The organism is Chitinophaga nivalis (assembly GCF_025989125.1).
GTDB classification, from domain to species: domain Bacteria; phylum Bacteroidota; class Bacteroidia; order Chitinophagales; family Chitinophagaceae; genus Chitinophaga; species Chitinophaga nivalis.
Genome location: NZ_JAPDNR010000001.1, coordinates 1,128,146 through 1,141,535 on the forward strand (window position 1 = coordinate 1,128,146; position 13,390 = coordinate 1,141,535).

The window sequence follows — 13,390 nt, forward strand, 5'->3', positions numbered from 1 at the left end:
GTTTTAATTCCCGTTTGTTGTAATTGGTTAACTGAAATCTATACAAAATCTGAATTGCTTATGAAAAGAGTATTACTCTTATGGCTTGTCGTGGCCATTAGCGTGTTGCACGCTTCTGCTCAATCACGAACCGTTAAAGGAAGGGTTACAGATGCCAGCGACGGCGCTCCTTTAACAGGTGTTTCGGTAGTCGTAAAAGGCACTAAATCCGGTACTGTTACACATGCAGATGGTTCCTATAAAATAGAAGTACCATCAAATGCCACCCTTATTTTTAGTTTCATTGGATACACACAGGTAACAGAATCCGCTGGTAAAGAAGTGGTGAATGTGCGCCTGGCCGCCGACAACAAGAAGTTGGATGAGGTGGTAGTAACCGCGATGGGTTTAACCCGTGAAAAGAAAGCACTGGGTTATAACGTAGGTACCGTAAAAGCAGACGAGCTGGTACGCGGCGCCAACCCTAACCTGGCTACAGCTATCCAGGGTAAAGTATCCGGTGTGGAAGTAAGACCATCCAGCGGTATGCCGGGTGCATCTGCCCAGATCTTCATCCGTGGTGCGCGTTTCTTCGATGGAAACAACGCTCCGCTGTATGTAGTGGACGGTATGCCGATCAACAGTAATCCAGACTATAATGTAACAGGTAACGGTGTAACCGGTGCCGACTTTGCCGGTCGTTCTATAGATATTGATCCTAATGATATTGAAACACTGAACGTATTAAAAGGTCAGGCTGCATCTGCCTTGTATGGTATGCGTGCGGCAAATGGTGTGATCATGATCACTACCAAAAGTGGTAAAGGCAATAAAAAAGGTAAACCAGTTATTAGTGTTTCTACCAACTATCAGGCTGACCAGATTTCCAGACTGCCGGAGATACAATCTACCTATTCACAGGGATCAGGCGGAACTTATGGCCATTTGGGTTCTCTCGCATGGGGGCCTGAAATTGGCACATTGCCGGATAATCCCAAATATGGTGGTAACGTAGGTAATGCCTACAATAATAACACCCCTACTGATGCGACCCGTGGCCGTTACTGGAGCCCGCAGAAACAAGCATGGGTACTGCCACTGGCTTACAATAACCCGAAAGATTTCTTTCAGACCGGTAATACTTCCAATACTTCTGTGAGTCTGTCTCAGAATGGTAGTATGGGTAACTATGCTATTAGCTTCGCCAATACTTCTCAGAAAGGTATTGTACCCAGCACTGGTATGAAAAGATACAATGCAAAATTTGCCGGTAACTTTGATGTAAGTCCTAAAGTAAAAATCGGAACCAGCTTTAACCTGTCTACAGTAGATATTGACAAACTGCCTAGCGGTAATAACAGTATCCTGTTTGAAATCTATGGTGCTCCTGCTACCTATGATATGAAAGGTACGCCAATGCATGAAGAAGGCAAACCTTACAAACAGATTTCCTACAGAACAGGTACTTTTGATAACCCGTACTGGTCTAATAAGTTTAACTCCTTCAATGAAAAGACCAAACGTTTCTTCGGTAATGCCTATATTTCCTATGATCCGATCAAGGATTTAAACGTGCGTTATCAGTTGGGTACTGATATCTACACTACAGATATGGAAGAAATATATGAGCTGGGATCTGCTCCTACTGCTGGTAGTACCGTTGATAATGCGGTTCCTTCTCCGCTCGTTCCAGGTGGTGGTAGAATCATCAACAGGATGTTCCTGAACCGTACATTCAACTCCCTGTTAAACCTTACCTACAACAAGCAGCTGAGTGAAGATTTCAAATTGAACGTTTTATTAGGTAATGAAGTAAACGACAACTTTGTACGTAGATTAGCTGAAGAAGGAACTGGTTTCAGTGTAGGAGGATTTCATCAGCTGGGTAATGCCCTTTCTCAAAACAGTACAGAAGCCAAATTCAAGGAAAGAAGAGTTGGTTTCTATGGAAGTGCAGGTTTAGACTGGAAAAAGATGGTATACCTGAATATCTCTGCCCGTAATGAATATATTTCCACCATGCCGAAAGGTAATCGTTCTTTCCTCTTCCCATCTGCTTCCCTGGCGTGGGTAGTGAGTGAACTGCCAGCCCTGCAGGACAAAGGAATTTATGCTAAAGTAAGAGCATCTGTTGCCCAGGTAGGTACTGCTGGTCCATACTCTCCGCTGGTATATACCAGACATACTTCCGGTAGTGGTTTTATTACAGACGGTATCGTGTTTCCGTTTAACTCCGTACTTGGATTCAGGCCAAATGGTATTTTGTATGACAGAGACCTGAAACCGCAGAACACCAGATCCATAGAGTTAGGTGCTGAAGTGGGCGTTTTGGATAACCGCATTTCTGCAGAATATACCTACACCAAACAAAATACCATTAACCAGATATTTGCCGTGCCTTTGGCTGGTTCTACCGGCTACGGTAGTCAGTACAAAAATGGTGGTGAAATGTCCGCCAATGTGCATGAGATAACCCTGAAACTGCTGCCGGTTAAGACGGCTGATTTCGACTGGAATGTGAATATTGCCTATACTAAAGTAATCAACAAGGTAATTGACCTGGCTCCAGGAGTAGAAAATATCTACCTGGGTGGATTTACTGATCCACAGGTGCGTGCCGCTATTGGTTACACTTATCCTGCCATTTATGGTACCTCCTTCATGCGTAACAGCGAAGGTAAGATGATGATTGATGATGATCCTAATAGCAAGACTTACGGAATGCCGCTGGCAGGTACTGATAAAGTAATCGGTCTGGTAACACCAGATTTCCTCATGGACTTCAGCACAGGGCTGCGTTACAAATTTATCCGTGTAAATGCTTTGCTGGCCTGGAAAAAAGGTGGTCAGATGTATTCTGGCGCCAATAGGCTGATGAATCTGTATGGTGCTTCCAAGAAAACGGAAGGTCGTGCTACTGACCAGCTGCTTTATGAAGGTGTAAAAGCTTCTACCGTAAAAGATGATAACACCGGTGGCCAGGCTAATGATATTGTTATTAAAGGCGCCAATAACTTCCAGACATTATACAATAACGTATTAGGCAACATTTCAGAAGCCAACATCTATGGAACTTCTTTCCTGAAACTGAGAGAAGTAGCCGTATCAGTTGACCTGCCACGTAAGATCTGTGAACGTACTAAGTTCATTAAAGCAGCTACGCTGTCTTTATCTGCCCGTAATATCCTGCTGTGGACAGAGTTGCCAAACTTCGATCCTGAAGCGTCACAGGGTAATGGTAACATGCAGGGTGGTTTCGATTATATGTCACTCCCGCAAACACGTAGCTTCGGTGGTGGTTTAAATCTTACTTTTTAATTTTAAATGTGGATAGTTATGAAATATTGGAAATATATAGCCGGATCTTTTATCGCATTGTCTTTCTCTGCCTGTTCAGATAAGATAATGGATGAAATAAACCGGGACCGGAATAACCCCGCTGATGTAGCGGCGATCAATCAGATTCCTTCTGTAACACTAGAATCAGCCTTTGGTACTACAGGTACTGATCTGGCGTGGTATGCTTCTGTGTTCATTGAACATAATGCCGGTACCTGGGGGCAAATGTTGGATGCAGATACCCGTATTGGCGTAAAAGCTTCTTCCCTGGCCAATAATTCCTGGAATGCTGTATATGACAACATGATGATCCTGCAGGATATCATTAAAAAATGTTCTCCTGAGGGTAGTGAGCCGCAAAATAAGACCGTGCTGGGCGTTGCTCAGGTACTGATGGCCTACAATATTGCCGTGGTGTCGGATATGTGGGGCCAGGTACCTTTTAAGGAGGCGTTGAAAGGTGCAGGAAATTTTCAACCTGTTTTTGATAAACAACAGGATATATACAAAAGTACCATACTGCCTTACCTGAACAAAGGTATTGAGAATCTGAGTGTAAAGGTGCCTGGCGATATTGCGACAGCACTAAGAGCCAATGATCTCCTGTACGGTGGCACTGGTGCTGGTTCATGGACAGCTGACAAATGGATCAAAGCAGCCTGGAGTTTAAAGGCACGGTATTTCCTGCATATGAACAATGTAGATTCAAAAGCAATAGACTCTGTATTGGAGTGTGTGCCTAAAGGGTTTGTAAATGCAGCACAGGAGTTCAAGTTTACCAGGTATGATGGTACTGCCAGAGGAGAAAACCCCTGGTCGCAGTTCTGGGGAGATAGGAAATACCTGGCAGCTGGTAAAACACTGGTGGATCTGATGGCTGCTCGTCAGGACCCGCGTATGGGCGCCTACTTTTCATTGAGAGACGGAGCGGTATTTCCTGCTCCCAGTGGAACAGCCGAACAGTCACAGGGGAATTATTATTCCTTTTCACTTTTGGGGACCAAAACAGCGCCTACTCCACTCATGAGTTTCCATGAGCTGAAATTCATCGAGGCAGAGGCGCAGGCCAGAAAAGGACTGGATTTCAGACCGGCTTTACAGAGAGCTATAGAGGAATCATTCGCCTATTACAACGTAAGTGGCGCTACCGATTATTATAACAACAAAGTGGTGCCTTTACTGGGTACTACCCAGGCAGATAACCTGAAAGAGATCCTGACACAGAAATATATCTCTTTCTACGAGTCTGAATCTATTGAGGCATACAATGACTACCGCAGAACCCGGATTCCTGCCATGAATAATCCGCAAAACCAATTGACCAACTACGGCTTCGTGGAAAGATTGCCTTATCCTACCAGTGAGGTAAGTTCAAATCCGGCAAACGTACCATCTGTGAACATTTTCAAAAACAAAATCTGGTGGGCTGGTGGTGCTGAATAAGTATATCTGATTGCTTTACCTGATAACTGAAAAAAGGGCTGCTCTTATGGGCAGCCCTTTTCTTTTATCATAACATGAAAATGTTAATTTCTTTTTTTCATTTTTTAATTATATTTGTTCTCATCACGTTACTTTCATAGGTAGTAACTGTTCTTTTATAGAAATTATTTTTTATAGCTGAATATTATTACTGCTTTGTTAACAGATGTGTATGTAGGAACCACAAATGCTTATGAGGAACAAGCTGCAAAAACTTTTCCTTTTACGTATTATTTATCAGAACAACTGAAGTGTATTTGTTACCATGCCTGCTTATGCCAACGGGAAAAGTATCTTTTTCTCAAAACTATAGCGGGAAGTGTTAATCAGTCAGGTTGTAGGTGATCAACTGTTGTCCGGAAAACCGGATGCGGCCTGCTTTTAGCTGGCTGATTGCAACACCTGTCACGTAACAATTTTACCTGTAATAGAGGCGGTATACCAGTGCGTAACCGGTAGGCTTGCTATTTTCGTTTATTCGTTTAAGTTATGTAGAAAAGCTGTAAAAAAGCGTTGAATTTTTGTAGACAGAACCTGAATCATTAAAATTAGTAGAATCAAATTGGAGTTGCTTATGAGGGAACAACAAAGTATGTAGCATTCAACTGTATTCGCGGAACATTCGCCCGCAACAGCAGCACTTATTTTCGTTTATTCCTACTGGTTATATTGGAAGCTATAATGCTTAAGGGCATTGCCATGCACAAAATCTAGACTATTACTTATCAATTTTTATTTTTTCAAATCAAAATCGCTTATGAAGAAAGGATTGCTTCTCTGGCTGTTCGCGGCTATCAGCACTTTGCAGGTGTTGGGCCAATCACGAACAATCACCGGTAAAGTTACCGATGCAAAAGATGGTTCACCATTACCCGGCGTGACGGTAAAAGTGACCCATGGTGCTACCGGTACACTGACCACAGCTACTGGTGAATTTAAACTGACTGTTGCAGAAAATACGTCATCTCTCGAATTCTCCTTTATCGGTTATGCTACCCAGCAGCTCAATGTAGCCGGTAAATCTATTGTGAATGTGAAGCTGGCTACAGATGAAAAAGGATTGAGTGAAGTAGTGGTAGTAGGTTATGGTACGGTAGAACGTAAAAACCTGACTGCTTCTGTTTCCAGTATTAAAGGTGCTTCCCTGAAAAACGCGGCAGCTCCCAGTATCGACCGCCAGCTGGCTGGTCAGGTAGCGGGTGTGCAGGCAACGGTTTCCAGCGGTATGCTCGGCCAACCTGCCCGTATTCGTATCCGCGGTACAAACAGTATCAGCAGCAGCGCTGATCCGCTGTATGTAATTGATGGTGTTCCCTACATCACCGGTAGCCAGAGTGGTATTACGCCAAACAACCCGTTGGGTGATATCAACCCGAACGATATTGAAAGCATGGAAGTACTGAAAGATGGTGCAGCTACTGCCATCTATGGTTCCCGCGCTTCCAACGGTGTGATCCTGGTAACTACCAAAAGAGGTAAATCCGGTAAAGCACGTTTAACCTACGATAGCTGGTTAGCTGCTGCTACCCCTTCCAAGCGTTTCAAACTGCTGAATGCAGATGAATTTGTAATGATCAACAATGAGAAGTTGTTCAATGCAGATCCTTCTGATCCTGAAAAATATGCCAACCCAACCCCTAACCCGGCTGGTGGCTTCTACGATACAGATTGGCAGAAAGTAGTGACCAGAACAGGATTCCAACAGAATCATGCACTCTCCATGAGCGGCGCTACAGATCAGACCAACTATTACGTTTCCCTCGGTTATACCGATATGAAAGGTATTCTGGTAGGTAACGACCAGACTAAATACCAGGTGCGTCTGAAAGTTGAACAGAAAGTGCTGGATGTAGTAACCGTAGGTGTAAATGCCGGCGTATCCTACATCAAAAACAATGGTCTGAACACCAGCCAGGTTGGTTTGTCCAGTAACCTGGCCAACGCCATGCGTGCTTTCCCTAACGTACCGGCACAGTGGAATGATGGTAGCTACAACCTGAGCACCACCAATACTTTGGGTAGCGGCGCCAACAAACTGGTGATCACCGATAACTATACCAACATTAAATATGTACTGGATCACAATATCTACCGTAACCAAAGTCTGAACTTCACCGGTAATACTTTTGCCAGTGTGAAAATTCTGAAAAACTTTGATCTGAGAACCCAGTTAGGTATTAACTACCTGAATGGTGAAGATTATCAATATTGGAACAGTACCCATGGTGATGGTAAAAACCTGAACGGACTGGTATTCCAGCAGTCTATTCCCAACTTCCGTTACAACTGGGTAAATACCCTGAGCTATAACAAAACTATCGGCAGCCATTACATCAATGCCGTAGTAGGTATGGAAAATCAGAAAACAAGAGAAAGAAGCTTTAGCGGACAAGGTACTAACCTGACCAGCCCTTTCTTTGGTACCAATAACCTGATCGATAACAGCGTTAGCACGCATACAGTGGGTGGTAACATCCTGGAGCGCGCTTTCCAGTCTTACTTTGTAAGAGCGAACTATGGTTTCAAAGACCGTTACCTGATCTCCGGTACTTTACGTAGAGATGCGATTTCTTCCCTGCCAATCGGCAAACAGAATGTAACCCTGCCGGGTGTGTCTGTGGGCTGGAGAGTGTCTCAGGAAAATTTCTTCCAGAATACTTCCTGGCTGAATTTTGTAAGCAACCTGAAACTGCGTGGTGGTTATGCAAAAGTAGGTAACGTAGAAATTGGTGCCTATCCTTATGCCGGTACTTACAAACCTTCCCTGTATGGTTCTTTCCTGGGTGTAGCCTTTAACCAGGTATACAATCCTGATCTGACTTTTGAAACCAGCAAAAAAATGAACGTTGGTTTTGATATGGCTTTCCTGAAAGATCGTATCACGTTCACTGCTGACTACTTCAAAAATGATATCGACAACATGATCCTGGCGTCCCCGCTGCCTCCGTCTTTGGGTGTGCCAAGTTCTACACAGCCGAACGTTTTCTACTCCAACGTAGGTAAGATGTACAACAAAGGTTTTGAGTTCACTATTAACAGCCTGAATATTCAGAAAGGTGACTTTACCTGGTCTACTTCCTTCAACCTCTCTTTTGTAAAGAACAGAGTGACTGCGCTGGTTGATGGTGCGGATATCGTTTACCCTTATAACCTGACCCGCGTAGGTGAATCACTGGGAGCTTTCTATGGTTATGAGTCTGCCGGTGTAAACCCTGCCAACGGTAATCAGTTATGGGTAAAAGGTGACGGTACAGTTGTACAGGCTTATCAGGGAGCTGACAATGATAAGAAAAATGGTAATTACTATGCATACGATCCGGCTAATCCGGGCGATGTGTCCAAATCTGCCGATGGTTTGTCTGCCAAGGATAAAAAGATCCTGGGTCAGGCTACACCTACCTACTATGGTGGTTTGAACAACACGGTTACCTACAAAGGATTTGATTTCAACATCTTCTTATCTTTCTCCGGTGGTAATAAAGTATACAATGTTACCAGTCAGGAAGGTCTGAGCAACATGAAGTTCCAGAACAACGGTAAAGTAATCCTGGACAGATGGACAACGCCTGGTCAGGTAACGGATGTGCCTAAACTGCACTACGGTTCCGATAACTTCGTATTACAGAGTGGTAACATGAACAGCCGTTTCCTGGAAGATGGCAGCTTTATCCGTGCACAGAACATCGGTCTGGGTTATTCCCTGCCTAAGAAAATGCTGGATAGAATGAAGCTGAACAACTTCCGTATCTATGCACAGGTACAGAATGCATTTGTTATCACTAAGTATTCCGGTCTGGATCCAGAGTTGAATACCTATGTTGATTCAAAAGCCAACACTCAGCCTGGTCTGGATTACAACACCAACCCTGTTCCCCGTAGCTATACATTCGGTATCAACGTAGGACTTTAAAATTTAACGAACATGAGAAATACATTCGCATATAAATATAACAGAGGTATGAGAACCGCTACTGCAGCCTTACTGGCTATCACGCTGGGAACTGCCTCCTGTTCAAAATTTACTGAACTGGCGCCTAAAAATGCCTATCCGTCTGAATCTGTTTTTAAAGATCCGGCAACGATTGAGCTGGCGGTGAATGGTATGTATAGCACTGCTGCTATTGGTAGTTACAATGATGACTATACGGTGGGTCGTGGTTATCCTTTTGGTTCGGCTGCCATTGAGCAGGACGAAATGCGCGGGGAAGATATGATCAACCTGCAGGCATTCTACGAATTTACCTACAAGGCTACCTACAGCCCTACTTCTGCCAACAATGTGCAGATGTGGGTGAACCTGTATGCGCTGATCAACCAGGCGAATACTTTGATCGATGGGGTGCGTACTGCTGCGAAGAATGGTGTTATCACCGAAGCAAAGGCTGGCCAGATTGAAGGAGAAGCCCGCTTCTTGCGTGCACTCGCACATCATGAAGCGCTGATTCACTACAGCCGTCCTTATGCAGATGGTGCTGGTTCTCAGGTGGGTGTTCCTTACAGGGATCTGCCGGTGAGCACACCGGAACAAATCCAGGCTGCTATGAAAATAGGTCGTGGAACCGTGAAGGAAGATTATACCAAAATGCTGGCTGATCTGGATTATGCAGAAACACATATGGCTGCATCCGCCCCTGCATTTACCATTGCAAAAGCGACCAAAGGTGCTGCTATTGCTTTGAAAACAAGGATTAAACTGCACATGGGTGACTGGAAAGGGGTGATCGACGAAGCTACTAAACTGGGCGCAGACCAGGGCGGTACTTTCGTGAGCCCTGTTCAGGGATTCAAACTGACAGAAAGCCCGGATGGTCCTTTCCTGAAAGCAGATCAGAATACAGAGTCTATCTTCTCTATTGCGAACAACGCGGTTACCAACCCCGGTACCAACGGTGCGCTGGCTTCCATGTTCGGTCCTGCTGAGTTGAAAGGCCGTGGTCTGGTAGCTACCAGTCCTGCTTTGTTTAACGCTACTTTCTGGGCTGCGGATGACTTACGTCGGGAAAAACTGCAGTTCAAACAAACATTGAAAGTAGATGGCAAACCTAGCCAGAACTACTACTTCAACTATAAATACCGCGATTATCTGAATAAATCAGATTGGGCGCCGGTGATCAGATATGCAGAAGTACTGCTGAATGCAGCAGAAGCATACGCTCGTTTGGGTAACAATGCACAGTCATTTAAACTGTTCAGCGCAGTACGTAACCGTTCCCTGCTGCCTACCAGTCCAAACATTATCACTGCGCCTCCGGCAGATATGATACAGGCCGTATTAAATGAACGCCGTGTTGAATTTGCAGGTGAAGGTCGTCGCTGGCCGGATATTCACCGTCTGGCACTGGATGCCCAATACGGTACTTCCGGTATTCCTGCGAAAATATTGCCTACTGAGCTGAAAGCGGATGGCAGCAACTATAATGCAGTAACCAGACCGGTTACAGAGGCAAAGTATAGCGGATTTGCTTATTCTCACTACCGGTTCCTGTGGCCATTACCAGCTACAGAAATTGCATCTAATCCTACATTGAAAAATGCACAGAATCCGAATTACTAGTTGAGTACAATAAGCAATTCAGTATTTAATTAGATGATGAGTAATATATTCAGTTAACAATACGTCCCGGGATTCTTCCCGGGACTTTTTATTTGAGGGCTTCCTGAGCTGCCCCACACCACGATCGCGTATAACCCTTCACGTTAAGGATGATACGCGATCGTGGTTTAGTGATATCAGGGACAGCATACCATCCTAAAAACGAAGCCGGGATGACGTACAGTCGCCGCGTTATCCGCATTGGTCTGTTGTCATCCCGGCTTATTAAAATAATATAACCTGAAGGCTTATTTGATCACTTCTTTTAATTTGGCTACCAGGGCCTCTCCTCTCAGATCGGAAGCAATTACTTTACCCTGAGGATCGAGCAGGAAATTGGAAGGAATAGCGTTAAGGCCATATAAAGGCACTACGGCAGATTCCCAGAATTTCAGGTCGCTGACATGCGTCCAGGTTAATCCATCCTGTTTGATCGCTTCCAGCCAGTTATCTTTGGTTTTATCCAGGGATACGCCCAGGATAGTAAAGTTCTTATCCTTGAACTGCTGGAATGCTTTTACCACGTTAGGATTTTCCTGACGGCAAGGTCCGCACCAGCTGGCCCAGAAGTCAATCAGTACATATTTGCCCCGGAAAGAGTTCAGACTTACCATCTTACCATTGGTATCCGGCAGGGTAAAGTCAGGCGCTGTTTGTCCAACCTTTACAGCAGCAGCTGGTTCTTCGCCACCGGCAGCATCACCGCCCTGTGCGTTTTTTTCCAGTTCTGCTATTTTAGTAGTCATACTTTTTACCAGCGTATTCTTTGGAAAACGGGTAGTAAGGCTGGTAATTACTTTTTTATGTGCAATGATTTCTTCGGCATTTCTTACCTGGCTGATCGCAAAAACTGCGTTAGCGGGGTTTTTAGTTTGTTCTGCCAGATCGAAGAATCTGTTTTCAAAATCTTTTTCCTTTTGCTGTATTGCCTTTAACTGCGGTTGAAACAGGCTGTCGGGCAGTTTTGCATTGTGCAGGCTGTCCAGTTTGCGCATATCTTCGGTCAGCAAGATGGATTGTTTGCTGATTTCGCCCATGAACTGTTGCAGTTCGGCACTGGCTTCAGAACCGGTTATTTTAACCTGCTCCAGGTTCTCCAGGTCACCATCCACTTTCATATCACCGGCATCCAGTGACAACAGTACGAATTTCCCGTTCTGGAAGCGGATGCGGTACAAGCCTTGTTCTGCTACCATTCCTTTAAAGGAGAATTTACCACTGGCATCTTTTACGTTGGCGGAATCCACTACTTTCACATTGTCCAGCGTCAATTCTTCCAATACCACCGGCCCTGCAGGGAGATGGGTAAATTGTCCGTCTATTTTAAATGCTCCTTTTTCCTCTTGTCCGGCGCACCCTGCGAGGAAGGCTCCCGCGGACATCCATAATAAGTATTTTTTCATGCTACTATTTTTTGAACATTAATCTGGGCTAAAGTTGGTTAATATAAACTAATTATCGGCAATGCTACCTCAGTTTTTCAATTTCTCTGCCAGTAATTCGTTGGTCAGCCTCGGATCGGCCTTCCCTTTGGAGAGTTTCATGACCTCTCCGACAAACAGCGCCATCAGCCCTTTTTTGCCACCTTTAAATGCCGCTACCTTGTCGGGGTACTTCGCCAGTACTTCCTCAATGATCGGCGTAATATTGTCGGCGTTGTTATCCTGCAGTAAATTCAACCGGGTGGCTATGGCCAGCGGCTCTTCCGGTTGTTGTATCATTTCCGGGAGTATGCGGGAGGAAGCAATGGAGAAGCTTACTTTTCCACTATCCGTTAGCGTTATCAGTGCTGCCAGTGCTGCCGGCGTTACCGGAAACCGGGAGATATCTATGGTATGCTCGTTCAGGTAAGACTTCACGGGGCCCAGTATCCAGTTGGCTGCTGCCTTGTATTGCGGCGTAAGGGCGATCAGGCTTTCGAAATAGTCGGCAGTGGCTTTATCGTCGCAGATCACGCGGGCATCATAATCCGGTAGTCCGAACTCCTGGGTATATTTCCGGATCAGTTCTTCCGGTAATGCCGGCAGAGATGCCCTGATGTCCTCAATGAAGGCATCGGTGAGCCGGAAAGGCGCCAGGTCTGGTTCCGGGAAATACCGGTAGTCGTTGGCTTCTTCTTTGGATCGCAAAGAAAAGGAACTGCCATTGGCAGCATCAAAACTGCGGGTTTCCTGCACCAGGGTGCCACCGGCTTCAATCAGATCGATCTGCCGTTTTACTTCATTATCAATTGCCCGCTTTACGTTGCGGATAGAGTTCATGTTTTTTACTTCCACCTTGGTACCCAGAGTGGTAGTACCTTTCAGGCGAACGGAGATGTTGGCATCGCAGCGCATGCTGCCTTCTTCCATATTACCGTCGCACACACCGAGGTAACGTACCAGCCGCCGCATTTCCGTGAGATAGGCATAGGCCTCATCGCTGGAGTGCATATCCGGTTCCGTCACAATTTCTACCAGGGGTACGCCGGCACGGTTATAATCCACATAGCTGTTAGCCGGGTCCTGGTCGTGCAGCAGTTTGCCGGCATCTTCCTCGAGGTGGATGCGGTTCAGCTGCACCTGCCGGGCGCCTTCTTCGGTTACAATGGCTACGTAGCCACCTTTACAGATGGGTGCTGTATGCTGGGATACCTGATAGCCCTTGGGCAGATCGGGATAGAAATAGTTCTTGCGGGCGAAGTAATTATTTTTCTCGATCTCGCAGTGGCAGGCCAGCCCCAGCTTGATCGCATATTCTGCCGCTTTGCGGTTCATCCGGGGTAAGGTACCGGGATGCGCCAGCGTAATGGCACTGATATGTGTATTGGGTGCGCCGCCAAAGGCTGCGCTGTCATTACAAAATAATTTGCTCGCGGTAAGCAGCTGGGCATGTACTTCCAGCCCGATTACTGTTTCATATTTGCTGTATATATCGCTCATATTCCATACTGATTAGCACAAATATATTCAAATAATGCCGGGATTCCGGGCTATCTGGTTCCAATAAATTGCTAAA

Annotated in this window: 6 protein-coding genes; 4 read left to right on the forward strand and 2 right to left on the reverse strand. The window is 45.4% G+C overall.

The genetic code is table 11. The annotated features are described in order from the left end of the window. The first annotated feature begins 60 nt into the window (after positions 1–60). From OL444_RS04655 to OL444_RS04670, 4 genes are all read left to right on the forward strand, one after another. Positions 61–3,297: a SusC/RagA family TonB-linked outer membrane protein gene (locus OL444_RS04655; RefSeq protein WP_264734397.1), complete on the forward strand. Its 3,237-nt coding sequence runs from the start codon at positions 61–63 to the stop codon at positions 3,295–3,297. An 18-nt stretch (positions 3,298–3,315) separates the two neighbouring features. Next, complete coding sequence (locus OL444_RS04660; RefSeq protein WP_264734396.1) at positions 3,316–4,761, forward strand: SusD/RagB family nutrient-binding outer membrane lipoprotein; 1,446 nt, start codon at positions 3,316–3,318, stop codon at positions 4,759–4,761. Between the two features lie 796 nt (positions 4,762–5,557). Further along, positions 5,558–8,710: a SusC/RagA family TonB-linked outer membrane protein gene (locus OL444_RS04665; protein WP_264734395.1), complete on the forward strand. Its 3,153-nt coding sequence runs from the start codon at positions 5,558–5,560 to the stop codon at positions 8,708–8,710. 12 nt (positions 8,711–8,722) lie between these two features. Beyond that, complete coding sequence (locus tag OL444_RS04670) at positions 8,723–10,354, forward strand: RagB/SusD family nutrient uptake outer membrane protein (protein ID WP_264734394.1); 1,632 nt, start codon at positions 8,723–8,725, stop codon at positions 10,352–10,354. Positions 10,355–10,641: 287 nt separating this feature from the next. Here the strand turns inward: OL444_RS04670 and OL444_RS04675 are convergent, their stop codons facing one another. Together OL444_RS04675 and gatB are read right to left on the reverse strand one after the other, a co-directional pair. Continuing rightward, positions 10,642–11,796, reverse strand: a complete 1,155-nt coding sequence (locus OL444_RS04675) for a TlpA disulfide reductase family protein (RefSeq protein ID WP_264734393.1) — start codon at positions 11,794–11,796, stop codon at positions 10,642–10,644. Between the two features lie 69 nt (positions 11,797–11,865). Continuing rightward, on the reverse strand, positions 11,866–13,314 hold the full coding sequence (gene gatB, locus OL444_RS04680) for an Asp-tRNA(Asn)/Glu-tRNA(Gln) amidotransferase subunit GatB (RefSeq protein ID WP_264734392.1): 1,449 nt from the start codon (positions 13,312–13,314) through the stop codon (positions 11,866–11,868). Positions 13,315–13,390: the final 76 nt, after the last annotated feature.

Coding starts and splice junctions, on each gene's coding strand:
- OL444_RS04670 (WP_264734394.1), top strand. CDS start 8,723: ATGAGAAATACATTCGCATATAAATATAACAGAGGTATGAGAACCGCT.
- OL444_RS04675 (WP_264734393.1), bottom strand. CDS start 11,796: ATGAAAAAATACTTATTATGGATGTCCGCGGGAGCCTTCCTCGCAGGG.
- gatB (WP_264734392.1), bottom strand. CDS start 13,314: ATGAGCGATATATACAGCAAATATGAAACAGTAATCGGGCTGGAAGTA.
- OL444_RS04660 (WP_264734396.1), top strand. CDS start 3,316: ATGAAATATTGGAAATATATAGCCGGATCTTTTATCGCATTGTCTTTC.
- OL444_RS04665 (WP_264734395.1), top strand. CDS start 5,558: ATGAAGAAAGGATTGCTTCTCTGGCTGTTCGCGGCTATCAGCACTTTG.
- OL444_RS04655 (WP_264734397.1), top strand. CDS start 61: ATGAAAAGAGTATTACTCTTATGGCTTGTCGTGGCCATTAGCGTGTTG.